Origin of the sequence: Streptomyces sp. NBC_00212 (assembly GCF_045206365.1) — a bacterium.
Classification (GTDB): Bacteria; Actinomycetota; Actinomycetes; order Streptomycetales; family Streptomycetaceae; genus Streptomyces.
Map to the genome: position 1 here is coordinate 2,493,135 of NZ_CP108115.1, position 25,727 is coordinate 2,518,861.

20 protein-coding genes are annotated in these 25,727 nt (G+C 72.0%); 3 read left to right on the forward strand and 17 right to left on the reverse strand.

Features of this window, described 5'->3' with window-relative positions:
- Nucleotides 1-133 precede the first annotated feature (133 nt).
- The 7 genes from truB to rimP all read right to left on the reverse strand — a co-directional run bounded on the left by truB (nucleotide 134) and on the right by rimP (nucleotide 7,214).
- Nucleotides 134-1,039, reverse strand: a complete 906-nt coding sequence (truB, locus tag OHA17_RS11205) for a tRNA pseudouridine(55) synthase TruB (protein ID WP_053728950.1) — start codon at nucleotides 1,037-1,039, stop codon at nucleotides 134-136.
- Nucleotides 1,036-1,479: a 30S ribosome-binding factor RbfA gene (gene rbfA / locus OHA17_RS11210; RefSeq protein ID WP_053728949.1), complete on the reverse strand. Its 444-nt coding sequence runs from the start codon at nucleotides 1,477-1,479 to the stop codon at nucleotides 1,036-1,038. Before rbfA ends, truB begins: the two co-directional genes overlap by 4 nt.
- A gap of 33 nt (nucleotides 1,480-1,512) precedes the next feature.
- A complete protein-coding gene (locus OHA17_RS11215; RefSeq protein WP_053728948.1) occupies nucleotides 1,513-1,806 on the reverse strand; it encodes a DUF503 domain-containing protein in 294 nt (97 codons plus the stop codon).
- Nucleotides 1,807-1,986: 180 nt separating this feature from the next.
- The gene (gene infB / locus OHA17_RS11220; RefSeq protein WP_406506291.1) at nucleotides 1,987-5,112 is read right to left on the reverse strand and encodes a translation initiation factor IF-2; all 3,126 of its coding nucleotides are present in this window, start codon (nucleotides 5,110-5,112) and stop codon (nucleotides 1,987-1,989) included.
- Nucleotides 5,113-5,260: 148 nt separating this feature from the next.
- Nucleotides 5,261-5,539, reverse strand: coding sequence for a YlxR family protein (locus tag OHA17_RS11225; protein WP_406506293.1), 279 nt, complete (start codon nucleotides 5,537-5,539; stop codon nucleotides 5,261-5,263).
- 134 nt (nucleotides 5,540-5,673) lie between these two features.
- Nucleotides 5,674-6,663: a transcription termination factor NusA gene (nusA, locus tag OHA17_RS11230; RefSeq protein ID WP_114041267.1), complete on the reverse strand. Its 990-nt coding sequence runs from the start codon at nucleotides 6,661-6,663 to the stop codon at nucleotides 5,674-5,676.
- 2 nt (nucleotides 6,664-6,665) lie between these two features.
- On the reverse strand, nucleotides 6,666-7,214 hold the full coding sequence (gene rimP / locus OHA17_RS11235) for a ribosome maturation factor RimP (protein WP_406506296.1): 549 nt from the start codon (nucleotides 7,212-7,214) through the stop codon (nucleotides 6,666-6,668).
- A 234-nt stretch (nucleotides 7,215-7,448) separates the two neighbouring features.
- Here rimP and OHA17_RS11240 point away from each other — a divergent pair, with 234 nt between their 5' ends.
- The 3 genes from OHA17_RS11240 to OHA17_RS11250 are packed head-to-tail and all read left to right on the forward strand — an operon-like array spanning nucleotide 7,449 to nucleotide 9,331.
- Nucleotides 7,449-7,946, forward strand: coding sequence for a hypothetical protein (locus OHA17_RS11240; RefSeq protein ID WP_406506298.1), 498 nt, complete (start codon nucleotides 7,449-7,451; stop codon nucleotides 7,944-7,946).
- Nucleotides 7,946-8,392 carry a ferritin-like domain-containing protein gene (locus tag OHA17_RS11245; protein WP_053728943.1) on the forward strand — a complete coding sequence of 149 codons (447 nt, stop codon included), beginning with the start codon at nucleotides 7,946-7,948 and terminating at the stop codon, nucleotides 8,390-8,392. Before OHA17_RS11240 ends, OHA17_RS11245 begins: the two co-directional genes overlap by 1 nt.
- 39 nt (nucleotides 8,393-8,431) lie before the next feature.
- The gene (locus OHA17_RS11250) at nucleotides 8,432-9,331 is read left to right on the forward strand and encodes an aminoglycoside phosphotransferase family protein (RefSeq protein ID WP_406506300.1); all 900 of its coding nucleotides are present in this window, start codon (nucleotides 8,432-8,434) and stop codon (nucleotides 9,329-9,331) included.
- A gap of 350 nt (nucleotides 9,332-9,681) precedes the next feature.
- Here OHA17_RS11250 and OHA17_RS11255 read toward each other — a convergent pair whose 3' ends face one another.
- The 10 genes from OHA17_RS11255 to OHA17_RS11300 form a co-directional block, all read right to left on the reverse strand.
- Nucleotides 9,682-11,382: a proline--tRNA ligase gene (locus OHA17_RS11255; RefSeq protein ID WP_406506302.1), complete on the reverse strand. Its 1,701-nt coding sequence runs from the start codon at nucleotides 11,380-11,382 to the stop codon at nucleotides 9,682-9,684.
- A 73-nt stretch (nucleotides 11,383-11,455) separates the two neighbouring features.
- On the reverse strand, nucleotides 11,456-12,019 hold the full coding sequence (locus OHA17_RS11260) for a GNAT family N-acetyltransferase (RefSeq protein WP_406506304.1): 564 nt from the start codon (nucleotides 12,017-12,019) through the stop codon (nucleotides 11,456-11,458).
- 29 nt (nucleotides 12,020-12,048) lie between these two features.
- Nucleotides 12,049-12,894, reverse strand: a complete 846-nt coding sequence (locus OHA17_RS11265; RefSeq protein ID WP_406506306.1) for a GNAT family N-acetyltransferase — start codon at nucleotides 12,892-12,894, stop codon at nucleotides 12,049-12,051.
- A 643-nt stretch (nucleotides 12,895-13,537) separates the two neighbouring features.
- Complete coding sequence (gene ispG, locus OHA17_RS11270) at nucleotides 13,538-14,695, reverse strand: flavodoxin-dependent (E)-4-hydroxy-3-methylbut-2-enyl-diphosphate synthase (protein ID WP_398878217.1); 1,158 nt, start codon at nucleotides 14,693-14,695, stop codon at nucleotides 13,538-13,540.
- A 212-nt stretch (nucleotides 14,696-14,907) separates the two neighbouring features.
- Nucleotides 14,908-16,209, reverse strand: coding sequence for a M50 family metallopeptidase (locus OHA17_RS11275; RefSeq protein WP_406506308.1), 1,302 nt, complete (start codon nucleotides 16,207-16,209; stop codon nucleotides 14,908-14,910).
- A complete protein-coding gene (dxr, locus tag OHA17_RS11280) occupies nucleotides 16,206-17,456 on the reverse strand; it encodes a 1-deoxy-D-xylulose-5-phosphate reductoisomerase (RefSeq protein WP_406506310.1) in 1,251 nt (416 codons plus the stop codon). The genes OHA17_RS11275 and dxr overlap by 4 nt, the downstream gene beginning before the upstream one ends.
- Before the next feature lie 179 nt (nucleotides 17,457-17,635).
- Nucleotides 17,636-19,558 (reverse strand): acyl-CoA dehydrogenase family protein, encoded by a 1,923-nt coding sequence (locus tag OHA17_RS11285; protein ID WP_406506312.1) that lies wholly within the window; start codon nucleotides 19,556-19,558, stop codon nucleotides 17,636-17,638.
- Between the two features lie 182 nt (nucleotides 19,559-19,740).
- Complete coding sequence (locus tag OHA17_RS11290; RefSeq protein ID WP_406506314.1) at nucleotides 19,741-21,186, reverse strand: aldehyde dehydrogenase family protein; 1,446 nt, start codon at nucleotides 21,184-21,186, stop codon at nucleotides 19,741-19,743.
- Nucleotides 21,187-21,633: 447 nt separating this feature from the next.
- Complete coding sequence (locus tag OHA17_RS11295) at nucleotides 21,634-23,181, reverse strand: PucR family transcriptional regulator (protein ID WP_406506316.1); 1,548 nt, start codon at nucleotides 23,179-23,181, stop codon at nucleotides 21,634-21,636.
- Between the two features lie 160 nt (nucleotides 23,182-23,341).
- Nucleotides 23,342-25,684 carry an ATP/GTP-binding protein gene (locus OHA17_RS11300; RefSeq protein ID WP_406506317.1) on the reverse strand — a complete coding sequence of 781 codons (2,343 nt, stop codon included), beginning with the start codon at nucleotides 25,682-25,684 and terminating at the stop codon, nucleotides 23,342-23,344.
- Between the last annotated feature and the right edge of the window lie 43 nt (nucleotides 25,685-25,727).

Consider the following 25,727-nt stretch of genomic DNA (forward strand, 5'->3'; position numbering starts at 1 on the left):
GCGCTCCCGTGGTTCACTCCGAGCGCCTGCTCGTAGGGGTGAATCCCCCAGGCGCGACGGATAGACCCCTTGCGAGGGGGATCGTGGAGCGGGCCGCCCCGCCCGCTCCACGGTGGGCGTCAGAGCCCGTGTCTCAGCCGAACACGGCGAGGCTCTTGGCCTTGCCCTTCTGGCTCTCGACCAGCGCGAGGAACTTCCCGTCGGGCCCGAACACCCCGACCGCCTTCCCGGCCTCGTACTCGTCCGGCATGTCCAGGCGTACGCCGTTGAGCAGCAGCGAGCCGCGCCGCGCGTCGACGTCCCAGCGGGCGAACGCGGCGGCCGCCGCCTCGGCCACCGGCATCACGGTGAGCGACTCCTGGAGCTGGTCCAGGGTGCGGGCCGCGTCCAGGCCGTACGGGCCGACGCGGGTGCGGCGCAGCGCGGTGAGGTGGCCGCCGACGCCGAGCCCGGCCCCGAGGTCACGGGCGAGCGCCCGGATGTAGGTGCCGGAGGAGCAGACGACGGAGACGACCAGGTCGATGACGGGGGTGCCGTCCTCGGCGACGGCCTCGCGGACGTCGTAGACCCGGAACGAGGAGACGGTCACCGGGCGGGCCGGGATGTCGAACTCCTCGCCGCCGCGCACCCGCGCGTACGACCGCTTGCCGTCGATCTTGATCGCGGAGACCTTGGACGGCACCTGCATGATGGCGCCGGTCAGCTCCGCGACCCCCGCGTCGATGCCCTCGCGGGTCACCTTGGACGCGTCGGTCGAGGAGATGATCTCGCCCTCGGCGTCGTCCGTGACGGTGTCCTGGCCGAGCCGGATCGTACCGAGGTACTCCTTCTCGGTCAGGGCGAGGTGCCCGAGCAGCTTGGTGGCCCGCTCCACGCCCAGGACGAGCACACCGGTCGCCATCGGGTCGAGGGTGCCGGCGTGGCCCACGCGGCGGGTCTTGGCGATGCCGCGCATCTTGGCCACGACGTCGTGCGAAGTGAAGCCCGACGGCTTGTCGACAATGACCAGGCCGTCGGGCGTCTTTGCTGCGGTGCTCATTCGGAGGCGTCGTCCTCGTCGCCGGGCTTCTTGTACGGGTCGGCGTCACCGGCGAACTTGGCGCCCGAGGACACCTCGCGCACCGCGGCGTCCGAGGCCCGTGCCTTGTCGAGGAGGTCCTCGATGGTCTTGGCGTTCTCGGGGAGCGCGTCCGCGATGAACGTCAGGGTGGGCGTGAACTTGGTGCCGGCGGCGGAGCCGACCGCGGAGCGCAGGATGCCCTTGGCGCTCTCCAGGCCGGCCGCGGCGGCGGCCCGCTCCTCGTCGTCCCCGTACACCGTGTAGAAGACCGTGGCCTCCCGCAGGTCGCCGGTGACCCGGGTGTCCGTGATGGTGACGTGCGTTCCGAGGCGCGGGTCCTTGACGCCACGCAGCAGCTTCTCGGCCACCACCTCCCGGATGAGGTCCGCCAGCTTCTTCGCCCGCGCGTTGTCGGCCACTGGTCCTTCTCCTTCTCAAGCCTTGCTCAGTGTTCAGTCTTCGTCGCTGTGGAGCCTGCGTCTCACCGAGAGCAGCTCCACCTCGGGCCGGGCGGCGACGAGCCGCTCGCACCGGTCGAGTACGTCTGTGAGGTGCCCCGTGTCCCCGGACACCACCGCGAGGCCGATCTCGGCCCTACGGTGCAGATCCTGGTCGCCGACTTCGGCCGCACTCACCGCGTACTTGCGCTGGAGTTCGGCGACTATCGGCCGGACGACGGAGCGTTTCTCCTTCAGCGACCGTACGTCGCCGAGGAGCAGGTCGAAGGACAGCGTCCCCACATACATGTATGTCCGGATGTCCCGCCGGTACGGGTTAGAGGACCCCGCCAAAAGCTTGGCAGGGACATCAAGAACCGTACCGGAACGGCCGGGGCCGATCGACGGAAATATCTTCCCGCCGATCGGCCCCGACACTGCGTTCCTCAGGAGGCCTCGGCCCCCAGGGGTACGGATCGGCTGCGCGGACTAGCCGCGCGGCTTCTCGCGCATCTCGTACGTCGCGATGACGTCGTCGATCTTGATGTCGTTGAAGTTTCCGAGGTTGATACCGCCCTCGAAGCCTTCGCGAATCTCGGTGACGTCGTCCTTGAAGCGGCGCAGCCCGGAGATGTTGAGGTTCTCCGCGATGACCTTGCCATCGCGCAGCAGGCGCGCCTTGGTGTTGCGCTTGACCTCGCCCGACCGGACCAGCACACCGGCGATGTTGCCCAGCTTGGACGAGCGGAAGATCTCGCGGATCTCCGCCGTGCCGAGCTCGACCTCTTCGTACTCCGGCTTGAGCATGCCCTTGAGGGCCGCTTCGATCTCCTCGATGGCCTGGTAGATCACCGAGTAGTACCGGACGTCGACACCCTCGCGCTCCGCCATCTGCGCCGCGCGGCCCGCGGCGCGGACGTTGAAGCCGATGACGATGGCGTCGGAGCCGGTCGCCAGGTTGATGTCGGACTCGGTGACCGCACCCACACCGCGGTGCAGGACGCGGATGTCGACCTCGTCGCCGACGTCGAGCTGGAGCAGCGAGGCCTCAAGGGCCTCCACCGAACCGGACGCGTCGCCCTTGATGATGAGGTTGAGCTCCTGCACCAGACCGGCCTTGAGGGCCTCGTCCAGGTTCTCCAGGGAGAACCGCACACCCTTGCGGGCGAAGCGGACGTTGCGCTCACGGGCGGCACGCTTCTCGGCGATCTGACGGGCCGTACGGTCCTCGTCGACGACCAGGAAGTTGTCGCCGGCACCCGGGACGTTGGTGAGACCGAGGACGAGGACCGGAGTCGAGGGACCCGCCTCTTCCACGTTCTCGCCCTTGTCGTCGAGCATCGCGCGGACTCGGCCGTACGCGTCGCCGACCACCATCGTGTCGCCGACCCGCAGGGTGCCTCGCTGGACCAGGACGGTCGCGACGGCGCCGCGGCCGCGGTCGAGGTGGGACTCGATCGCGATGCCCTGCGCGTCCTGCTCCGGGTTGGCCCGCAGGTCGAGCGAGGCGTCGGCGGTGAGGACGACGGCCTCCAGGAGGGACTCGATGTTGAGGCCCTGCTTGGCGGAGATGTCGACGAACATCGTGTCGCCGCCGTACTCCTCGGCCACGAGACCGAACTCGGTGAGCTGACCGCGCACCTTGGTCGGGTCCGCACCCTCGACGTCGATCTTGTTGACCGCGACCACGATCGGCACGTCGGCCGCCTTGGCGTGGTTCAGCGCCTCGATCGTCTGGGGCATCACACCGTCGTTCGCCGCCACCACGAGGATCGCGATGTCGGTCGACTTCGCACCACGGGCACGCATGGCGGTGAACGCCTCGTGACCCGGGGTGTCGATGAAGGTGATCTTGCGGTCTTCACCGTTGACCTCGGTGGCGACCTGGTACGCACCGATGTGCTGCGTGATGCCACCGGCCTCGCCCGCAACGACGTTCGTCTTGCGGATCGCGTCCAGAAGGCGGGTCTTACCGTGGTCGACGTGACCCATGACGGTCACGACCGGCGGACGCGCGACGAGAGACTCCTCGCCGCCCTCGTCCTCGCCGAACTCGATGTCGAAGGACTCCAGCAGCTCGCGGTCCTCCTCCTCGGGGCTGACGATCTCGAGGATGAAGTTCATCTCGTCCGCGAGGAGCTTCAGCGTCTCGTCGGAGACGGACTGCGTGGCGGTGACCATCTCGCCGAGGTTCATCATCACGCCGACGAGCGACGCCGGGTTGGCGCCGATCTTCTCGGCGAAATCGGTCAGCGAAGCACCGCGCGACAGGCGGACGGACTGTCCGTTGCCGCGGGGCAGCATGACGCCGCCCACCGACGGGGCCTGCATGGCCTCGTACTCCTGGCGCCTCTGACGCTTCGACTTGCGACCACGACGGGCGGGCCCGCCGGGACGGCCGAAGGCACCCTGCGTGCCACCGCGGCCACCCGGGCCACCGGGACGGCCCTGGAAGCCGGGACGACCGCCGAAGCCGCCGCCGCCACCGGGAGCGCCGCCACCCGGACGGGGGCCGCCGAAGCCGCCGCCGCCACCGGGACGACCGCCGCCACCGGGACCGGCCGGACGGCCGGCGAAGCCGCCGCCGCCACCGGGACGACCGGCACCGCCGCCGCCACCCGGACGGCCACCGGGGCCACCGGGACCACGGCCACCGGGGCCGCCGCCGGGACGCGGGCTCGCGGCCGGACGCTGCGGCATCATGCCGGGGTTCGGACGGTTACCGCCCGGAGCACCACCCGGACGCGGGGCGCCGCCCTGCGGACGGGGCATGCCGCCCGGGCTCGGACGGGCGCCGCCCTGACCCTGCGGACGCGGAGCGCCGCCGGGGCCGCCCTGCGGACGCGGGGCACCACCGGGGGCACCGGCGCCGCCGGGACGCGGAGCGCCGCCACCGGGACGGGGCGACTGCGGCCGCGCCATGCCGGTGGAGCCACCCGAGGTGAAGGGGTTGTTGCCGGGGCGCGGACCGGCCGGACGGGCACCGCCCGGACGGGGGGCACCCTGACCCGCGGGGCGGGCCGGACGGTCGCCACGCTGGCCGCCGTCGCGCTGGCCACCGTCACGCTGACCGCCGGCCGGGGCCGGACGGGACGCGGGGCGGGGACCCGGGGTGGCGCCGGCGGGACGCGGGGCCTGGGGCGCCGCGGGCTGGGCCGGAGCCGGAGCCGAGAACTCGGCGGCGGGCACCGGGGTGACCGGGGCCGGCTTGGCCGGGGCGGGCTTCGGACCCGGGCGCGGGCCCGAGGCGGCCGGAGCCTGAGAAGGGGTGCTGCTCACCGGGGCGGCCGGGGTGACCGGGGCCGCAGGCGCGGCGGGCGCCGGCTTGGGGGCCGGGGCGCCGGGCTTCGGGGCAGCGGGACGTGCCGCAGCGGCCGGGGAGGGCGCTGCGGGCTTGGCGGGCGCGGCCTTGCGGGGCGCGCCGGGCTTCGCAGCGGACTTGCCGGCGTTGCCGCCGGGCCCCTGCAGTGCGTCAGTCAACTTGCGTACAACCGGCGCCTCGATCGTCGAGGACGCCGAACGGACGAATTCACCGAGTTCTTGGAGCTTGGCCATGACGACCTTGCTCTCAACCCCGAACTCCTTGGCGAGTTCGTATACCCGGACCTTAGCCACTTCGCTCCTTTTAGGTCCGGGTTACCGCCGGACCGTCGCTACTTCATGGGCGTACTCATCGCGTACTCATCGAGTGCTCATCGCAATCTCGACCTACTTCCAACTCGCGAGGTACCTGACCGCACGGGATTCCGTGCCGTACTTCTTCTTACGTTGCTGCCTGCTCGACGTAATCCCGCAGTGCCGCGGTGTCGAGCGCTTCCTTGACCTTGAAGGCCCTGGAGAACGCCCGGCGGCGGACCGCCTGGTCGAGACAGACCGAGGCGGGGTGTACATATGCACCCCGGCCGGGCAGCGTACCGCGAGGATCAGGGGCGCAAGCACCCTCGACCGCCACGATGCGCAGCAGATCGCTCTTGGCCGCTCGCTCCCGGCATCCCACGCAGGTTCGCTCAGGGCAGGCGCGGGCGTGCGTCCGGCCAGACACGTTTAAGTCTACCTCCCCGCACCGACCTCACCCCTTTGGGGCAAAAATCGAACGGTTGTTGTCCAGAAAGCTAACCCTGCCGCCCTGAACAGGGGCAGGGCCACTTCTTATTCCCGTCGGCCCGGTCAGCCCGGTCAGTCCTCGGCCGGCTGCTCGGTGTCCGGGCGGATGTCGATGCGCCAGCCGGTGAGGCGGGCCGCGAGCCGGGCGTTCTGCCCTTCCTTGCCGATGGCGAGGGAGAGCTGGTAGTCCGGCACGGTCACCCGGGCGGAGCGGGCCGCGAGGTCCACGACCTCGACCTTGGAGACCCGGGCCGGGGACAGCGCGTTGGCCACCATCTCGGCCGGGTCGTCCGACCAGTCGACGATGTCGATCTTCTCGCCGTGCAGCTCGGCCATGACGTTGCGGACCCGGCCGCCCATCGGGCCGATGCAGGCGCCCTTGGCGTTCAGGCCGCTGCGCGTCGAGCGCACCGCGATCTTCGTACGGTGACCGGCCTCGCGGGCGATCGCCGAGATCTCCACCGAACCGTCGGCGATCTCCGGCACCTCAAGCGCGAACAGCTTCTTGACCAGGTTGGGGTGGGTGCGCGACAGGGTCACCGACGGCCCGCGCACGCCCTTCGCCACCCGTACGACGTACGTACGAAGGCGCAGCCCGTGCGTGTACTCCTCGCCCGGCACCTGCTCCTGCACCGGCAGCATGGCCTCCATCTTGCCGATGTCGACCAGCACGTTCTTCGGGTCCTTGCCCTGCTGGACGACGCCGGTGATGACGTCTCCCTCACGGCCGGCGAACTCACCGAAGGTGATGTCGTCCTCGGCGTCGCGCAGCCGCTGCAGGATGACCTGCTTGGCGGTGCTCGCCGCGATGCGGCCGAAGTCCGACGGGGTGTCGTCGAACTCCTTGGCCTCCTGGCCCTCTTCGAGGTCGGCCGGGTCTTCCTTCGCCCACACCGTGACATGACCGTTCTCACGGTCGAGCTTCACGCGCGCACGCCGGAAGCTGCCCTCGGTGCGGTGGTAGGCGATGAGGAGCGCCGACTCGATCGCCTCGACCAGCAGGTCGAAGGAGATCTCCTTCTCCCGGACCAGACCCCGCAGGGCACTCATGTCGATGTCCACGGCTACGCCTCCTCTTCGTTCTGAATGTCGTTCAGGATGTCGTTCTTGCTGTCTTCGGCGATCTCGTTCTTCCCGTCCTTGCGGCTGAACTCGATCTCGACCCGCGCCTTGGCGATCTCGGCGAAGGCGATCCGGCGGGCGGTGGGCTTGCGCCCCTTCACGCCCGGGATCTCGGCGTCGATGCCTTCCTCGTCGGCCTTGAGGATCCGCGCGACCAGCTCGCCGCCGTCGTGCAACTGGAGCCGGGCGAGCCGGCCGGTGGCGCGCAGGTAGTGGCGGAGTTCGGTGAGCGGACGCTCGGCGCCCGGAGACGTCACTTCGAGGACGTACTCCTCCTCGCCCATCGCGTCGCTCTCGTCGAGCAGCTCGGAGACGGCCCGGCTGAGCTCGGCACAGGTGTCCAGCTCCACGCCCTCGTCGGAGTCGACCACGATCCGCAGCACGCGCCGGCGGCCCGCCCGGGACACCTCGATCTCCTCGAGGTCCAGATCCTTCGCGCTGACGAGCGGTTCAAGGAGACCGCGCAGCCTGTCGCTCTGGGTCGTGCTCATCCGGGTGACTCCTCGGCCGCGTCTGCTGTTGTGGGGATCGTCGTCGCGTACGGCGGCCGTCATCGGACCGCCGCCGTCAGCTCAAAGGGTATCCGGTCCCGGAGGGTGTTGCCGTCCACGGCCCGGGGCCCGCGGGTACGCTCGCCTGCGGTGATCACTCGGTCACCGGCGGACCGGCACGCAGGGGAGAGACACGTGGGGCACCCGGGGACCACGCGAAGGCGTGTGCTGGCCGTGACGGGAGTGGCGGCCGCAGGGCTGCTGACCGGCTGCTCGGGCGAACGCTCCGACGGCGGTACGCGTGCTTCCGTGACCGGGGCGCGCGACAAGGCGGCCCGCGCGGAGGCCGCGCTGCGGCTCCGGACCTCGGCCGCGAGCCAGGCGCTCGTCACCCAGTACGACGCGGTCCTCGCGATGCATCCGACGCTGCGGACCCGGCTCGCGCCGCTGCGCGACCAGGCCACCCAGCACGCCACGGCCCTCGCACCGGCCCCGACCACGTCCCCCGCCCCCAGCGCCTCGGCCACGGCCACCCCCGCCGCCCCGGCCGCGGTCTCGACGGTGGCATCCGACGCGGACGAGGCCCTGAAGTCGCTCGCGGCGGCCGAACAACGCACCTCCGACGCCCAGTTGGCGGCCCTGGCCACCGCGCCGCCGGAGCTCGCCCGGCTGCTCGCCTCGGTCGCGGCGTCCAACGCGGGCCACGCCTTCCTCCTCGGCGGGGGTGCCTGATGGCCGGGACCCTGGACGCGGTGCAGGCCGCGCTGGCCGCCGAGCACGCGGCGGTGTACGGGTACGGGGTGCTCGGCGGCCGGCTCTCCGATGCCCGTGCCGCCGAGGCCCGCGAGGCCTACGCCGCGCACCGCTCCCGCCGCGACTCCCTGGCTCGTACGGTGCGTGACCTGGGCGGATCGCCGGTCGCGGCGGCTGCGGCGTACGCCCTGCCGTTCGCCGTGCCGGACGCCGCCTCGGCGCTGCGGCTCGCCGCCGATCTTGAGGACCGGGTCGCCGACGTCTACTCGGACCTCGTCCGGGCCGCCGGGGGTCCGCTGCGCCGGGAGGCGGCCGGCGCCCTGCGGGAGGCGGCGGTGCGGGCCGTTCGCTGGCGGGGCGGGAGCGTAGCCTTTCCTGGGCTCGCGGAACGCCCGAGCGCACCGGTTCCACCGGCCAGTACCTGAGTTCCACCGGCTAGTACCTGAGCAAGGGGCAATACACGCATGGCTTTCGAACCGCCTGAGCGGCTGGTACGCGCGCTCGGCGAGACGTACGGGGACACGCTGGCCGGGCCCTGGCTCGACCGGTTGCCGGAGCTGGCCGAGGAGTCGGCGGCCCGGCGCGGGCTCGCCGTCGACCGGGTGCAGGCGCCGGGGGGCCGCTCCAGTCTGGTCGCCCTCGTACACCGCCCGGACGGCACTCCGGCCGCCCTCAAGGTCGCCCCTTCCTTCGCCCGCCCGGACCTGGAGCGGGCGGCGCTCGCGCACTGGAACGGCTGGGGCGCCGCCCAGTTGCTGGAGGACGAGGCCCGCGACGACGCCCTGCTCCTGGAGCGGCTGCACCCCGAGGTGTCGCTGCGCTCGCTGCCCGAGGCGAAGGCGCTGCTCGAAGCGGCCGGGACGATGCGGCGCCTGTGGGTCGAGCCGCCGGGCGGCCACGCCTTCGAGACGGTGGCCGAACGCACCGAGCGCCAGAGCGAGCCGATGCGGGCGCAGCGGGACGCCGAACTCGCCCCGCTCGTGGCGTCCGCACTCGCCGCCCGCGACGAACTGACCACCTCCGCACCGGAGTTGATGCTCCTGCACGGCAACTTCCGGCAGAGCAAGGTGCTTTCGGGCGAGCGGGCGACGTGGCTGACGGTGGGGCCCGAGCCGCTGGTGGGCGAACGGGCCTATGACCTGGCCCGGTTGGTGCGCGACCGGGTCGAGGACCTGATCGCGGCGCCGAGCGGGGCGTCCGCGGCCCGCCGCCGCGTCAACAAGCTCGCCGACTCCCTCGACGTGGACCCGGCGCGGCTGCACGGCTGGACGCTGTTCCGCGCGGTCGAGTCGGGCCTGCGCGCCCGTGCGGCGGGCCGCGACCGCGACGCGGAGCTACTGCTGGAATTCGCGGACTGGCTGTAACTCCCCCACCCGCCCCTCCCCGAGACCCTCCGGGGGTTGAAGGACCCTGGGGCTCCGCCCCAGACCCCGTTCGCGCCTTGAGGGCGCTCGTCCTCAAACGCCGGACGGGCTGGGTATGCCCGGTGCGGGCCAGCACCGACCCTGCCAGGGGCGCGGGGAACTGCGCGAGCACCACGCACGACCCGCAGTCGACCAGCGACATATTCAGCCCCTCCGGCGTTTGAGGAGCGGGGGTCCGGGGGCAGCGCCCCCGGGAACCGACCTCAGCCCACCCCCGCCCCCGGAGGCCACGCGGCGGAGCCGCAGAGTGTCACAGCGAGGAAGGGGCGGGGTGGGGAAAGGCCCGGCCGTCAGGCCGTGAGGCGGGTGATCGCCTCGGCCAGCGGGAGCTCCTCGCGCTCGCCGCTGCGCCGGTCCTTCAGCTCGAAGACGCCCTCGGCGACCCGGCGCCCGGCCACCAGGATCTTCGGCACGCCGATCAGCTCCGCGTCGGTGAACTTCACGCCGGGCGAGACACCGGCCCGGTCGTCGACCAGGACCCGCAGCCCGGCGGCGCGCAGCTGCTCGGCGGCGTCGAGGGCCGCCTCGGTCTGGACCGCCTTGCCCGCGGCGACGACGTGCACGTCCGCCGGGGCGATCTCGGCCGGCCAGCACAGGCCCTTGTCGTCCGCGGTCTGCTCGGCGAGGGCGGCGACGGCGCGCGAGACGCCGATGCCGTACGAGCCCATGGTGACCCGGACCGGCTTGCCCTCCTTGCCGAGGACGTCCAGCTGGAAGGTGTCGGCGTACTTGCGGCCGAGCTGGAAGATGTGGCCGATCTCGATCGCGCGGTCGAGCTTCAGGCCGGCGCCGCAGGACGGGCAGGGGTCGCCCTCCTCGACCACGACGACGTCGAGGTAGTCGTCGACCTCGAAGTCACGGCCGCAGACCACGTTGCGGGCGTGGGTGTCGGGCTTGTTGGCGCCGGTGACCCAGGCGGTGCCGGGGGCGACGCGCGGGTCGGCGATGTAGCGGACCTTCTCCAGGCCCTGCGGGCCGACGTAGCCGCGTACCAGGTCGGGGCGGTCCGCGAAGTCCTCGGCGGTCACGAGCTCCACGACGGCGGGCGCCAAGTGCTCGCCGAGCTTGCCGAGGTCCACCTCGCGGTCGCCGGGCACGCCGACGGCGACGATCTCGCCGTCGACCTTGACCAGGAGGTTCTTCAGGGTGGCCGAGGCCGGGACGCCGAGGTGGGCGGCCAGGGTCTCGATGGTGGGGGTGTCGGGGGTGTCGAGCTCCTCGACGGGCCCGTGCGCGGAGCCGTCGACGGGGGCGGCCACGAAGGTCACGGCCTCGGTGTTGGCCGCGTAGTCGCAGGCCGGGCAGTCCACGAAGGTGTCCTCGCCGGCCGCGGCCGGGGCCAGGAACTCCTCGGACGCGGAGCCGCCCATGGCGCCGGAGACGGCGGACACGATGCGGTAGTCGAGGCCCAGGCGCGCGAAGATCTTCTGGTACGCGGCGCGGTGCAGCGCGTACGACTCGGCGAGGCCCTCGTCGGTGGTGTCGAAGGAGTACGAGTCCTTCATCTGGAACTCGCGGCCGCGCAGCACGCCGGAGCGCGGGCGGGCCTCGTCGCGGTACTTGGTCTGGATCTGGTAGAGCATCACCGGCAGGTCCTTGTAGGACGTGCACTGGTCCTTGACCGTCTGCGTGAAGATCTCTTCATGGGTCGGGCCGAGCAGGTACTCGCCGCCCTTGCGGTCCTTGAGGCGGAACAGCAGGTCGCCGTACTCCTCCCAGCGGCCGCTCGCCTCGTACGCGTCCTTGGGCAGCAGTGCGGGCAGCAGGACCTCCTGCGCGCCGATGGCGTCCATCTCCTCGCGTACGACGGTGGAGATGTTGTCCAGGACCTTCTTGCCGAGCGGCAGCCAGGTCCAGATGCCGGCGGCGTTGCGGCGCACGTATCCGGCGCGGACCAGGAGCTTGTGGCTGAGCGTCTCGGCGTCCGCCGGGTCGTCGCGCAATGTCTTGGCCATCAGACGGGACATGCGCTGAACCTGGGCGGCTGCCATGGATTTCTCTCCTGTACGTGCACGGGGTGATGCCTGGAGGTTAGCCGGGCGGCCCGAGTGCGCGGAAATCCGTTTAGCGGAATTCCGTTTGGCCGTGCCGGAGCAGGGGGAGGGGCGCGCCCATCACGGCGTACGGTCGTGCGGCGCTCGGGAAGTGCACCTGGCCGGCCAGATCGACGTAACCCAGGCCCCGGTACAGGACGCGGGCGGGGCTCTCCGTGTCGATCGCCGAGAGGATCGAGCGGGGCTCGGCGGCGCTGTCGGTGATGGTGGTGATGAGCGTCCGGCCCAGGCCCCGGCCCTGGAATGCGGGGTGGACGTGCAGCTCGGTGATCACGAAGGAGTCGTCGAGCCACCAGTCGGCGCCGTTGTTGCGCAGATACGGCTCGACGACGGTGGACCACCAGTGGGCCCGGTCGTTGGGCATCCCGTACACGAAGCCCGCCAGACGCCCGTCGGAGGTGGTGGCACCGAGCGCCCTGGCTCCGGGGTAGGACAGGTGCCGCAGCACGATGTGGCGGCGCACCCCGACCTCTTCGGCGCTGAGTCCGAAGGCGACCGCCTGTACGGCGAGGGCCTCGTCCACGCGGGCCGCGAGGTCGAGCGGTCCGACCAGTACGTCAGAGTCAGCAGGCATGGGCGCACCCTAACCTCACAGCCGGGCTCTCAGAACAGCACGCTCATGAACGCCCCGGTCTCACAGAAACCGACCCGTCGGTAGCAGGCCCGGGCGGGGGCGTTGAAGTCGTTCACGTACAGGCTCACGATGGGCGCGACGTCCGCGAGCGCGTAGCGCAGGACGGCCGCCATGCCGGTGGCCGAAAGGCCCTTGCCCCGGTGTTCGGGGGCGACCCAGACGCCCTGGATCTGGCAGGCCTGGTTGGTGGCGGCGCCGATCTCGGCCTTGAAGACGACCTTGGCGTCCTCGATACGGGCGAACGAGCGCCCGGAGCCTACGAGTTCGGCCACGCGGGCCTGATAGAGCAGGCCGCCGTCGCCCGCGAGCGGGGAGACGCCGACCTCCTCGGTGAACATGGCGACGCAGGCCGGCATGATCACGTCCATCTCGTCCTTGCGGATCCGGCGGACGTACGGGTCCGGGGCGATGTCCTCGGGCATCTTCTCGGCGACCATCAGCGGCTGGTGCGGGCGTACGTCGCGGGCCGGGCCCCAGTGCGGTTCCAGGAGGCGCCACAGCCGGGCGGTGGATTCGGCGGGGCCGACGATCGAGGAGCAGCGGCGGCCGGTGCGGCGGGCCCGGTCGGCGAAGGAACGCACCGCCTCGGGCGTCGCGCAGATCGGTACGAGGTTGGCGCCGGAGTAGCACAGGGAACGGAGGTGGCCGTCCGCGTACCAGCCCCACATCTCGCCGCCGAGGCGCCAGGGGTCGAGGCCGGCGATCTGCACGCGCGAGGTCACGAACGCGTTGGCGACCGGGTCGCTCTCCAGGATGGCGAGCGCCGCGCCGAGGTCGCCGGGTTCGAGGACCCGGGTGGTGGTCTGCATCAACACGAGGGGGCCTCACGGTACGGTCTGCTGATCTCCGCACTGTACCTGGCACTCTGCGCCCCGCGCCCGTACACCCTGGCTCCGCCGGGGAGCGGGGGTTGGGGGCCGAGCTCCTGGGGCTCCGCCCCAGACCCGGGCGTTCTCCCACCATTGAACCGGCAGAGCCCTGGGACTGCGCCCCAGACCCCCCGAGGAGCTCCGCCCCTCGACCCCCAGCGGGGGCTCCGCCCCCTGCACCCCCGTTCGGCCTGAAGGGCGCTCGGCCTCAATCTCCCCAAGGCCTTAGCGGCCGGGGGACCCCCATGACAGGCTGAGGATGCCCGCATGGGCCAGAACCATGGGCACTGCCGGGCCCCGGTGCCGTCAGGGGCGCGGGGAACTGCGCGAGGAGCGACCACGACCCGCAGACGAAACCAGGTTGAAAGGCGCGCGAGGAACTGCGCAAGCAGCCATGCACGGCCCGCGAACGAAAACGGGTTTAGGGGCGCGGGGAACTGCGCGAGCAACCACGCACGCCCCGCAGACGAAAACAGGCTCAAGGCCGCGAGGAACTACGCGAAAAACGACCACAACCCGCGCTGAACAGCAAAACCGCCCCTCCCCGTATCCCCCGGAGGGTCTCGGGAAGGGGCGGGGTGGGGAAGACTCAGCCCGCCACCGACACCTGCGGCTCGCCCGAGGCGATGCCGTCCTTCTCCATCTGCTCGGCGATCTTCATCGCCTCGTCGATCAGCGTCTCCACGATCTTCGACTCCGGGACCGTCTTGATGACCTCGCCCTTCACGAAGATCTGCCCCTTGCCATTGCCCGAAGCCACACCCAGGTCCGCCTCACGCGCCTCACCCGGACCGTTCACCACACAGCCCATCACCGCGACGCGCAGCGGGACCTCCATGCCCTCCAGGCCCGCCGTGACCTCCTCGGCCAGCTTGTACACATCCACCTGCGCCCGCCCGCACGACGGACACGACACGATCTCCAGACGGCGCTGACGCAGGTTCAACGACTCCAGGATCTGGATGCCGACCTTGATCTCCTCGGCCGGCGGCGCCGACAGCGAGACCCGGATGGTGTCGCCGATGCCCTCGGCCAGCAGCGCGCCGAAGGCGACCGCCGACTTGATCGTGCCCTGGAAGGCGGGACCGGCCTCGGTCACGCCCAGGTGCAGCGGGTAGTCGGACTGCGCCGCCAGCTGCCGGTAGGCGTTCACCATCACGACCGGGTCGTTGTGCTTCACCGAGATCTTGATGTCCCGGAAACCGTGCTCCTCGAACAGCGACGCCTCCCACAGCGCCGACTCGACCAGCGCCTCCGGCGTCGCCTTTCCATACTTCTTCAACAGCCGCGCGTCCAACGAGCCCGCGTTCACACCGATCCGGATCGGCGTACCCGCATCCTTCGCCGCCTGCGCGATCTCCTTGACCTTGTCGTCGAACTGCTTGATGTTGCCCGGATTCACCCGCACCGCGGCACACCCGGCATCGATCGCCGCGAACACGTACTTCGGCTGGAAGTGAATGTCCGCGATCACCGGGATCTGCGACTTCCGCGCGATCGTCGCCAACGCATCCGCATCGTCCTGCGTCGGACACGCCACCCGCACGATCTGGCAGCCCGACGCCGTCAACTCGGCGATCTGCTGCAACGTCGCGCCGATGTCCGACGTCCTCGTCGTGGTCATGGACTGCACCGAGACGGGTGCGTCCCCGCCGACCGCCACGGAACCGACCTGGATCTGACGGCTCTTGCGACGCTCGGCCAGCCTGGTCGGTACGGACGGCATTCCCAGTGAAATCGCAGTCATCTGCTGTGCAACCCCAAGGTGTGGATCAAGGTCCCGAGATCGGCGGGCTCCAGCCTTCGAGGTTACGTCACCCTGAGGGCCCCGAGCACACGGTGCCCCCAGAGTTCACGCGAAGGGGCGGCCCGGGCACGCTGTGCACCCGGGCCGCCCCCGTCCGCGTAGACCGACGACGTGCATCGGCCACGTACGGCAGACCTCTCCGCCGCGACCGGCTAGGTGATCTTCACCGGGTTCACCACGTCCGCCACGAGCACGAGCAGCGTGAAGCAGATGAAGATTCCGGCCACCACGTACGCGACCGGCATCAGCTTCGCCACGTCGAACGGGCCCGGGTCGGGGCGCTTGAGGACGCGGGCCAGGTTGCGGCGCAGCGACTCCCACAGGGCGCCCGCGATGTGGCCGCCGTCCAGCGGCAGCAGCGGCAGCATGTTGAACAGGAACAGCGAGAGGTTGAAGCCCGCGAGCAGGAACAGGAACGTCGCGATGATGTTCTGTGTCGGGGCGTCCAGGTTGAGCACCTCGCCGCTGAGGCGGGCCGCGCCGACCACCCCGACCGGGGAGTCGGCCTTGCGCTCGCCGCCGTCGAACGCCGCGTTCCACAGGTCCGGGATCTTGCCGGGCAGGGCGATGATCGAGTGGACGCCGTTCTCGACCATGTCGCCCATGCGGTTCACGGAAGCGCCGAAGCTGAGCGGCTGGATCTCGGTCTTGGCGGCGAAGCCGAGGTAGCCGGCCGGGACGTACTGGTCGGGGACGACCTGGCCGTCCGAGTCCTTCTTGGCCACCATGTTCTTGGCGAGCGTGGCGTGCAGGACGAGCTGCTGGCCGGCGCGCTCCACGGTGATCGTGGCCGGGCCGATGGTCTCGCGGATGCGGTCCGAGAGGTCGGACCAGTCCTTCACGGGCGTCCCGTTGAAGGCGACGATCTTGTCGCCGGTCTTCATACCGGCGGCCTCGGCGGGCGAGACCGCGTCGCTCGCCTTGCACGTCTCGCGCTTCTCGCTCTGCGCGATCACGCACTTCTGGACGCCCGCGACCTGGGTGGTCTGGGTGGCCATGCCGAAGCCCATGAGCACGGTGAGGAAGATCGCCACCGCGAGGATCAGGTTCATGAACGGGCCCGCGAACATGACGATGACGCGCTTCCAGGGCTTGCGCGTGTAGAAGAGCCGGTCCTCGTCGCCGGGCTGGAGCTCCTCGAAGGCCGCGGCCCTGGCGTCCTCGATCATGCCGCGGAACGGCGAGGTCGACCGTGCCTCGATGCGGCCGTCCGCGCCGGGCGGGAACATGCCGATCATGCGGATGTAGCCGCCGGCCGGCACCGCCTTGATGCCGTACTCCGTGTCGCCCTTCTTGCGCGACCAGATGGTGGGGCCGAAGCCGACCATGTACTGGGGCACGCGGATGCCGAAGAGCTTGGCCGTGGAGAGGTGGCCGAGCTCGTGCCACGCGATGGAGATGAGCAGCCCCACGGCGAAGAGCGCTATGCCGAGGACCGTCAACAGGATCGTCATGCGCGTGCCTCCGCTGTTGCCTTCACCGCGAGTTCCCGGGCCCGGGCTCGTGCCCAGGTCTCCGCTTCCAGGACGTCCGAGACCGTGAGGGAAGTTCCCGCCCGCGGCGTTCCGTGTTCGGCGACGACCTCCGTCACCGTCTCCATGATCCCGCTGAAGGGGAGCCGCCCGGCCAGGAACGCGTCCACGCATTCCTCGTTCGCGGCATTGAACACCGCCGGAGCCGTCCCGCCCAGCTCCCCGACGTGCCGGGCGAGTCCCACCGACGGGAACGCGTCGTTGTCGAGCGGGAAGAACTCCCAGGTCGAGGCCTTGGACCAGTCGAAGGCGGGCGCCGCGTCCGGGATCCGCTCGGGCCAGCCGAGCCCGATCGCGATCGGCCCGCGCATGTCCGGCGGGGTCGCCTGCGCAAGCGTGGAGCCGTCGGTGAACTCGACCATGGAGTGAACGTAGGACTGGGGGTGGACGACGACCTCGATGCGCTCGAAGGGGATGTCGTAGAGCAGGTGGGCCTCGATCACCTCCAGGCCCTTGTTGACCAGGGTCGCCGAGTTGACCGTGATGACGGGGCCCATCGCCCAGGTGGGGTGGGCCAGCGCGTCGGCCGGGGTGACGTCGGCGAGTTCACTCTTGGTACGTCCCCGGAACGGCCCGCCGGACGCGGTCACGACGAGCTTGCGCACATCGGCGCGCTTGCCGGCGGCCAGCGCCTGGAACAGTGCGGCGTGCTCGGAGTCGACGGGGATGATCTGGCCGGGCTCGGCGATCGCCTTGACGAGCGGGCCGCCGACGATCAGCGACTCCTTGTTGGCGAGCGCGAGCGTGCGGCCGGCCCGGAGCGCGGCCAGCGTGGGGGCGAGCCCGATCGAGCCGGTGATCCCGTTCAGGACGGTGTGGCAGGGGGAGGCCGCGAGCTCGGTGGCCGCGTCGGGGCCCGCCAGGATCTCGGGGAGCGGCTCGCCGCCGTACTGCGCCGCCAGCGCCTCGCGCAGCGCGGGCACGGCGTCCTCGCGCGCCACCGCGACGGCGGCTACCCGCAGTCGGCGGGCCTGCTCGGCGAGCAGCTCGACCCGGCCGCCGGCCGCGGAGAGCGCGGTCACGCGGAAGCGGTCGGGGTTGCGCAGGACCAGGTCGATGGCCTGGGTACCGATGGACCCGGTGGATCCGAGGACCACCACATCGCGTCGGCCTTCGGCTGGATCGAAGGCGATGTGGGGGTCGGCGAGGGGGGCTGGGCTGTCGCTCATGCCCCCCATTGTTGCCGCATCGGCTGTGCGCCCGAACAGCGCTCCTGCCAATAAGACCGGGATGAGTACGCGGGCGCCGTCCCGTACCCCGCTGTCGGGGCGGCGCCCGCGGGCCGGGGACCGGAGCGGAGCCGGCCGCTCCGGTCTTCACATCCCGTACGGGACCGGTCCGTAGGAGCTCAGCGGATGGGGCGGTGGACGTTGTCGCGCTTGGCCGGGCCCGGGGTCGCGTCCGCGATCCAGGGGCCGTCGTCGGACGGGTCGAGGACGCCCTCCTCCAGCCAGGTGTAGGAACCGGCGAGGACCTCGTCGACGATCTTGCGGTCGAGGTCGTCGGTGTTGCTCCACAGCCGGGTGAAGAGCTCCTCCACGCGGATGCGGGACTGCCGGCAGAACGTGTCGGCCAGCTGGACCGCCTCGCGGCCGTTCTCGCCGGTGGCCCGCAGGTGCTCGGCCCGTACGCAGGCCGCGCTGATGGCGAACAGTTCGGCCCCGATGTCGACGATGCGGCCGAGGAAGCCCTGCTTGGTCTCCATCCGGCCCTGCCAGCGCGACATCGCGTAGAACGTCGAGCGGGCGAGCTTGCGCGCGGAGCGCTCGGCGTAGCGCAGATGCTGGGCGAGGGGCCCGAACTCGCCGTACGAGCGCGGGAGTTGACCCGGACCCGCGACCAGCTTGGGCAGCCACTTGGCGTAGAACCCGGCCGCGTTCGCACCCGCCTTGGCCTTGTCCTGGAGGGACTTGTCGGGGTCGATCAGGTCGCCCGCGACGGACAGGTGGGCGTCGACCGCCTCGCGGGCGATCAGCAGGTGCATGATCTCCGTCGAGCCCTCGAAGATCCGGTTGATCCGCATGTCGCGGAGCATCTGCTCGGCGGGGACGGCGCGCTCCCCGCGGGCGGCGAGCGAGTCCGCGGTCTCGAAGCCGCGGCCGCCGCGGATCTGGACCAGCTCGTCCGTCATCAGCCAGCCCATCTCGGACCCGTACAGCTTGGCGAGGGCGGCCTCGATGCGGATGTCGTTGCGGTCCTCGTCGGCCATCTGCGCCGAGAGGTCCGTCATGGCTTCGAGGGCGAACGTGGTCGCGGCGATGAAGGAGATCTTCGCGCCGACCGCCTCGTGCCGGGCGACCGGGCGGCCCCACTGCTCGCGTACGCCCGCCCATTCGCGGGCGATCTTCAGGCACCACTTGCCGCCGCCCACGCACATCGCGGGCAGCGAGAGGCGGCCGGTGTTGAGGGTGGTCAGGGCGATCTTGAGGCCGGAGCCCTCGGGGCCGATCCGGTTGGCGGCCGGGACGCGGACCTGGTGGAAGCGGGTGACGCCATTCTCGATGCCGCGCAGGCCCATGAACGCGTTGCGGTTCTCGACGGTGACGCCCGGCGAGTCCGCCTCGACGACGAACGCCGTGATGCCGCCCTTGTGCCCCTCGGACCTGGGCACCCGGGCCATCACGACGAGGAGGTCCGCGACGACGCCGTTGGTGGTCCACAGCTTCACGCCGTCCAGGACGTACTCGTCGCCCTCCGGCACCGCCGAGGTCGCGAGCCGGGCCGGGTCGGAGCCCACGTCGGGCTCGGTGAGCAGGAAGGCCGAGATGTCGGTACGGGCGCAGCGCGGCAGGAAGGTGTCCTTCTGCTCCTGGGTGCCGAACAGCTTCAGCGGCTGGGGCACCCCGATCGACTGGTGCGCGGAGAGCAGCGCGCCGATCGCGGGGCTCGCCGAACCGGCCAGCGTGAGCGCCTTGTTGTAGTAGACCTGGGTCAGCCCCTGGCCGCCGTACTTCGTGTCGATCTTCATCCCGAAGGCGCCGAGCTCCTTGAGCCCGTTCACGACCTCGTCGGGGATCCGCGACTCGCGCTCGATGAGGCGGCCGTCCACACGGGTCTCGCAGAAGTCGCGCATCTTGGCGAGGAAGGCCTCGCCGCGCTCCACGTCGTCGGGGGCGGGCAGCGGATGGGGGTGGATCAGATCGAGGCGCAGCCGGCCGAGGAAGAGTTCCTTCGCGAAGCTGGGCTTGCGCCAGTCCTGCTCGCGGGCGGCCTCGGCGACCTGGCGCGCCTCGCGCTCGGAGACCTTGGGCGTGTGCTGTGGTGCGGTCATGAGGGGTTCTCCTCGCCGCGGGCTGACGGGTGCGGGCGGCTGCCCGTTACCGGGTGGTGCTACTCGTCCGTATGTACCCGATTCCCGGCGCTTGGACCACCCCTCGCGCCCGCCCGGACGTACGACGGCGGCCGGAACCCCCGCACAGTGGGTTCCGGCCGCCGGTCTCGTGGCGCGGTGTCCTAGAGGGCGAGGCCCGTCAGGACGAGGACGCGCTCGTAGGTGTAGTCGTCCATCGCGTAGCGGACGCCCTCGCGGCCGACGCCGGAGGCCTTGGCGCCGCCGTACGGCATCTGGTCGGCGCGGTAGGAGGGCACGTCGCCGATGATCACGCCGCCGACCTCCAGGGCCCGGTGGGCGCGGAAGGCGGTCTGCAGGTCGTGCGTGAACACCCCTGCCTGGAGGCCGTACTTGGAGGAGTTGACCGCGGCGAACGCCTCGGCCTCGCCGTCCACCTTCTGTACGGTCAGGACGGGTCCGAAGACCTCCTCGCAGGCGAGGGTGGTGTCGACGGGCAGCTCGGTGAGCACGGTGGGCGCGTAGCTCGCGCCGTCGCGCTTGCCGCCGGTGAGCAGCTTGGCGCCGGCCGAGACGGCCTCCTCGACCCAGGACTCGACGCGCTTGGCGGCGTCCTCGCTGACCAGCGGGCCGACGTCGGTGGCCGAGTCGGACGGGTCGCCGGTGACCTGTGCCTCGACGGCGGCGACGACCTTGGGCAGCAGCCGGTCGTAGACGGCGGCGTCCGCGATGACCCGCTGCACCGAGATGCAGGACTGGCCGCCCTGGTAGTTGGAGAAGGTGGCGATGCGGGTGGCCGCCCAGTCCAGGTCCTCCTCCGAGGCCCAGTCGGCGAGGACCACGGCCGCGCCGTTGCCACCGAGCTCCAGGGTGCAGTGCTTGCGCGGCACCGAGTCCATGATCGCGTAGCCGACCTTGTCGGAGCCGGTGAAGGAGATGACCGGGAGGCGGTCGTCCTGCACCAGGGCCGGCATCTTGTCGTTGGCGACCGGCAGGATGCTCCACGAGCCGGCGGGCAGCTCGGTCTCGGCGAGCAGCTCGCCGAGGACGAGGCCCGAGAGCGGGGTCGCGGGGGCGGGCTTCAGGATGATCGGGGCGCCGACGGCGATGGCCGGGGCGACCTTGTGGGCGCACAGGTTCAGCGGGAAGTTGAACGGCGCGATGCCGAGGACGACGCCCTTGGGGAAGCGGCGGGTCAGGGCGAGGCGGCCCACGCCGCCGCCGTCGGTGTCCAGGCGCTGGGCCTCGCCGCCGTTGAAGCGGCGGGCCTCCTCGGCCGCGAAGCGGAACACGGACACCGCGCGGCCGACCTCGCCGCGGGCCCACTTGATCGGCTTGCCGTTCTCGGCGGAGATCAGCTGGGCGATCTCCTCGGTGCGCTCGGCGAGCCGCTTCGATACGTGGTCGAGGGCTGCGGCGCGGACGTGCGCCGGGGTCGCCGCGAACTCCTCCACGACGGCGTGCGCCGCTGCCACGGCCTCCTCGACCTGGGCGTCGGTGGGCACGCTGACCGAGGCGACGTGACGGCCGTCCCAGGGCGAAGTGACATCGAAGCGGTCGTCGCCGGTGGCCTCGCGGCCGGCGAGCCAGAAGGCGTGGGTAGAAGTCATGCCCTCACGGTAGGCCGGGGGGCGGGGGTGCGCGTTTGTCCGGGGTGGAGTGATCGGAGCGCGGGTTGCGCCGCTTTGTCATCCCGCCCGGGCAGAGCGCGCTGGGGCTCCGCCCCAGACCCCGGGAGACCCCACCCCACCCCTTCCCGCTGCAACACTCTGCGGCTCCGCCGCGTGGCCGCCGGGGGTGGGTGGGTCAACTGCGGACCGTGCGTGGCTGGTCGCGCAGTTCCCCGCGCCCCTAGCGGCATCGCCCCTGGCCAGCACCGGTATCTCCAGCCCGTCCGGCCTCTTGCACGCCGCCCGTGCAGGCACTCCCAGCCCGTCCGGCGTTTGAGGACGAGCGCCCTTAAGGCGCGAACGGGGTCTGGGGCGGAGCCCCAGGAGACCAGTTCAGCCCATCCATACCCCCGGAGGGTCTCGGGAAGGGGCGGGGTGGGGAAACCCTCAGGCGTCCGGTGCCGACGTCGCCTTCAGCGCCAGCCACAGCTCCATGCGGACATCGGGGTCGTCCAGGGAGCGGCCCAGGATTTCCTCCACGCGGCGCATCCGGTAGCGCAGGGTGTGCCGGTGGACACCGAGGTCCGCCGCCGCCGCGTCCCACTGGCCGTGCCGCGACAGCCACGCCCGCAGCGAGGCCACCAGATCGCCACGCCCCGTCGCATCGTGCTCGTACAGCGCACGGAGCATGCCGTCCGCGAAGGCCCGCACCGCGTCGTCCGCGAGCAGCGGCAGCACGGACCCAGCCACCAACTGCTCGTGTTCCACGAGCAGTTGGCCCCGCCGCCGGGCCACCGACAGCGCCTGCTCGGCCTGCTTGTACGCGGAGGCCGCCGCGATCGGCCCGGCCGGCGCGGAGAGGCCGATGACGAGTTCCTCGCCCTCGGCGGCCTCGTAGGACTGGCAGGCCGCGACGGCCTCGCCGCCGTCCGCCGCCAGCACGACCAGCCGCGCCCCCTCGGGCACCACGAGCACCGCCTCGCCGCAGCGCGCGGCGGCCGACTCCATCGCCTCGGCGAGCGCGCCGAGCCCCGCGGGGTCGCCCTCCCCCGCGGGTTCGGCGATGACCAGCCGGAACGGGGCGTCCAGGAGGCCGCCGTAGAGATCGCCAGCCACCGCGCGCGCGTGGTCCTGCTGCCCGGAGAGCAGCATCCGGAGCACGGCCGCGCCCAGGCGCTGCTCGGCGGACTGGAGCGAGCGGGAGCGTTCCGTCGTCAAGGTCAGCAGAGCGACCGCCGAGTGCACCGCGTACCGCTCCGCCGTGCCGAGCGGCGCCCCCGTACCCACGGCCAGGGCGCCCCGCACCCGGCGTCCCGTGCCGAGCGACTGGAGCTCGACGCGGTCGCCGGACGAGTCGTCGGCGCCGACTACCGCGCTGGCCGGGGCCGCGCGTTCGCGCAGCCGGGCGACGTCCGGGGCGAGCCGGGCGGCGCGCCGCGCGGCCCACTCGGGGGCTGCCGCCACGACCGCGCCGGAGGTGTCGTACAGCGCGGCCCAGCCGTCGACGTGCGCGGCGAGCTTGGCGATCAGGACGGCCGGGCCGTCGGACAGCGCCGCCTTCGTCAGCTCGCGCTGCGCCTCGAACCCGGCGGTGACCGCGCGGTACTGGTCGGCGGAGATGGCCGCCGAGACCGCCTTGGCGATGGCCAGGAACGGGGTGCGCCGGGGCACCTCAAGGAGCGGGAGGTCCTCCTCGCGGGCCGCGGTGAGCAGCGCCTCCGGCACGGTGTCGTAGTTGACGCCGATCGCGAAGCCGATCCCGACCACCCCGGCCCTGGCCAGCCTGCGCACGTACCGGCGCATGGCCTGGGGGTCCTCGGCGTCCAGCGTCATCGCGGTGATGAGCAGCAGCTCGCCGCCCTCCATGTACGGGACGGGGTCGGCGAGTTCGCTGACGTGGGCCCAGCGCACCGGGCGGTCCAGGTGGTCCTCCCCCGCGCGCACGGTGAGCTTGAGCGCCGAGTGCTGGACGAGCGAGGCGAGCGTGGGCGGCATGGGACCGGGTTACCTTCGCGGCAGGAAATCAGGAGTACGGGACGCGGCAGACGCAGCAATGGCAAGCAAAAGCAATTGCTACGTCCCGTATGAACGGAGCAACTCCATTTTGCCAGCTCGGCCAGGTTCCGCCGAGCCGGTCGACCGCTCAGTACCGGCCTCAGGCCCGCAGGTCCACCAGGAGCGGCGGCGCGTGCTCTCCCTTCACGGTGGTCAGCGAGAGCACCGCGTGCCCGGCGGGCACCTGGTGGGCGAGCTCGGAGGCCGACCAGCGCTCCCGCTCGACCTTGCGCACGGTGACGGCGTCGGTGGTGACGGCCTTGCCGGTGACGAGTTTGCGCAGCGCGTGGACCGCCCGGGTGAGCGGCTGGTCGGCGAAGACGGTGTGCTTGGCGACCTCGGTGGTCTCCACCCACTCGGTGCCCCACGCCTGCGCGAAGAGCCGCCCGTCCCAGGTGGTGACCCCGGAGAACGTCATGTGGCAGCCGACCGAGCCGAGCAGCGAGGTGTGCAGCTGTTCCGGTACGTCGCCGAGCGCCCGCAGGGTGAGCAGCACCCCGGCGTTGCAGTTCCGCAGCCGTTGCAGGGCCCGTACGGACTCGGCGGTGACGGCGTGCGTGGCGTCGTCGACGGCGAGGAAGGCGAAGAGCGAGCGGTCCCGGCGGGCGGCCGCCCCGGCGGTGAACTGGGCAAGGATCAGCCGGGTCAGCAGGTGCGCCGCCTCCGGGTGGCCGCGTTCGGGCACGTCGACGCGGACCCGCAGCGGGTGCTCCAGCGAGCGCAGCGAGAACGGCCGGGTCTCGCCGGTGGTGTCGAAGAAGCCCTCGAAGGCGGGGCGGTCGAGCACCGCGACGCGCGCGGCGAGCGCGAGCCCCGGGTCGCCCGGGGTGCCCAACTGCCGTTCCCTGGCGTCGAGTTCGCGATGATAGGAACGGTGCTCTTCGGCGTCGAGGCTCGCCCGGAGTTCTTCCATGGCGCCGGGTGATCCGTCGAGCAGCTCGCGCAGGACGGGGACGGCGGGGAAGCGTCCGTGGGCCGCGCGGTAGGGGCCGAGCAGTTGCGCGAGAGCGGTCGCGGCCCGTCGCGAGTCGACCTCGGGGATGTCCCCGGCGAAGGCCTCGGCGAGCAGGGCGGCGGCCTCGTCGGGGTCGGCGGTGCCGCCGTACAGGTCGAGGTCGTACGCCGAGGAGGCGTCGCCGGGCTTGATCACCACGTCGTAGCCGTCGTCGGCGCCGAGCGGGGTGCCCGCCGCGCACACCGCGACGACGGCGGCCTTCCCGGCCAGCGCCTGGAGCGCGAGCGACTCCACCACGGGCCGCACCAGGTGCCGGGTCTTGCCCGAGCCGAACGGTCCGACCGCGAGCAGCGAGGATCCGAGCGCGGCCGGGTCGACGGCCGCGCCCGCGCCCCTGCGGGCAACCGGGGTGCGCTCGGCGTCCGGGTAGCGGCCGAGCCGGACCTGCGAGGTGAGGAGGTCGTGGGTGGCCGCGCGGGCGGGCAGCTCGCGATCGCCCGAGGGGTGCAGACAGGCCCGCGCGCCCTGCCCGGCGACCGCCTCGGTGAACGCGCCGAGCCGGGCCGGGTCGGCCTTCACCGATGCCCAGGCCCGCCGGATCCGTACGCAGTCGACGTCGTTCATCCGCCCGGACCGCTCCTCGGCCACCAGCCGGTCGGCGGCCCCGCCAAGACCCGCGGCCCGCAGCTGGGGCCAGTCGGCCGGCGAGGAGACAGAGGTGGGGGGTGTGGGCGCCTGCGCCGCGGGGTCGGCCTTGCGCTTGCGGAAGTGGCCGAGCCAGTCGCCGGCCTTGGCGAAGGGCCAGAGCACGGCGCCTCCGACCAGCACGTACAGCGCGTAGTTGACGAAAGTGGCCACCGCCCGGTCGCCGTTGCCGGTGGTCCAGGACAGCGGGAACAGGCTCCAGACGGTGAAGAAGAACGGGAACAGGCTGGTCCCTATCACGAGCCATACCGCCACGCCGCCGGCCAGCGCGGTGCGCAGGGTCCGCTCGGGCTGGGGGCAGTCGACCGCGTACCGCCGGAACACCTCCAGCCAGTTGCCCATCCGGCCGAACACGTAGATCAGCAGCGCCGCGAAGAGGCTGTTGTAGACCTCGATGGCGGTGATCGCCTCGGGCGGCCGCGGATACCTCCACCACTGTGTCGGCGTGAACAGCTCAAGCAGCACCCGGCTGTGCGGGACGTACCCGTTGGTCCACAGCGACCAGACGAGGGTGGCCGCGAGGAGGGCCACGAGCGCGCCGACGAGGAGGGCCCGGTCGGGCACCCGGTCCGGGTCGGCGTCGGGGCGCGGCTTGTGGCCGAAGCGCCACAGGCCGGGTTCGGCCGGGGCGCGCGGGGTGCGCAGCCAGTCGCCGAGGGCGGGCCCGGCCGCGGGCGCCTCGACGGGCCGGGGCGGGAGCGCCGGGCGCGGGGGCGGCACCACGGGGCGCGGGACCGCCCCCGAACGGGTGCCGCGTGCGTCGTGCGTGCCTTCGGTGTCCATCGACCCCTTGCCCCCTGACCAGCCAGGTCCGTTCCGAGCGCTG

Coding starts and splice junctions, on each gene's coding strand:
- truB (WP_053728950.1), bottom strand. CDS start 1,039: ATGAGCACCGCAGCAAAGACGCCCGACGGCCTGGTCATTGTCGACAAG.
- OHA17_RS11215 (WP_053728948.1), bottom strand. CDS start 1,806: ATGTATGTGGGGACGCTGTCCTTCGACCTGCTCCTCGGCGACGTACGG.
- rimP (WP_406506296.1), bottom strand. CDS start 7,214: ATGAGCACGACCCAGAGCGACAGGCTGCGCGGTCTCCTTGAACCGCTC.
- OHA17_RS11245 (WP_053728943.1), top strand. CDS start 7,946: ATGGCCGGGACCCTGGACGCGGTGCAGGCCGCGCTGGCCGCCGAGCAC.
- OHA17_RS11250 (WP_406506300.1), top strand. CDS start 8,432: ATGGCTTTCGAACCGCCTGAGCGGCTGGTACGCGCGCTCGGCGAGACG.
- OHA17_RS11255 (WP_406506302.1), bottom strand. CDS start 11,382: ATGGCAGCCGCCCAGGTTCAGCGCATGTCCCGTCTGATGGCCAAGACA.
- OHA17_RS11260 (WP_406506304.1), bottom strand. CDS start 12,019: ATGCCTGCTGACTCTGACGTACTGGTCGGACCGCTCGACCTCGCGGCC.
- ispG (WP_398878217.1), bottom strand. CDS start 14,695: ATGACTGCGATTTCACTGGGAATGCCGTCCGTACCGACCAGGCTGGCC.
- OHA17_RS11275 (WP_406506308.1), bottom strand. CDS start 16,209: ATGACGATCCTGTTGACGGTCCTCGGCATAGCGCTCTTCGCCGTGGGG.
- dxr (WP_406506310.1), bottom strand. CDS start 17,456: ATGAGCGACAGCCCAGCCCCCCTCGCCGACCCCCACATCGCCTTCGAT.
- OHA17_RS11285 (WP_406506312.1), bottom strand. CDS start 19,558: ATGACCGCACCACAGCACACGCCCAAGGTCTCCGAGCGCGAGGCGCGC.
- OHA17_RS11290 (WP_406506314.1), bottom strand. CDS start 21,186: ATGACTTCTACCCACGCCTTCTGGCTCGCCGGCCGCGAGGCCACCGGC.
- OHA17_RS11295 (WP_406506316.1), bottom strand. CDS start 23,181: ATGCCGCCCACGCTCGCCTCGCTCGTCCAGCACTCGGCGCTCAAGCTC.
- OHA17_RS11300 (WP_406506317.1), bottom strand. CDS start 25,684: ATGGACACCGAAGGCACGCACGACGCACGCGGCACCCGTTCGGGGGCG.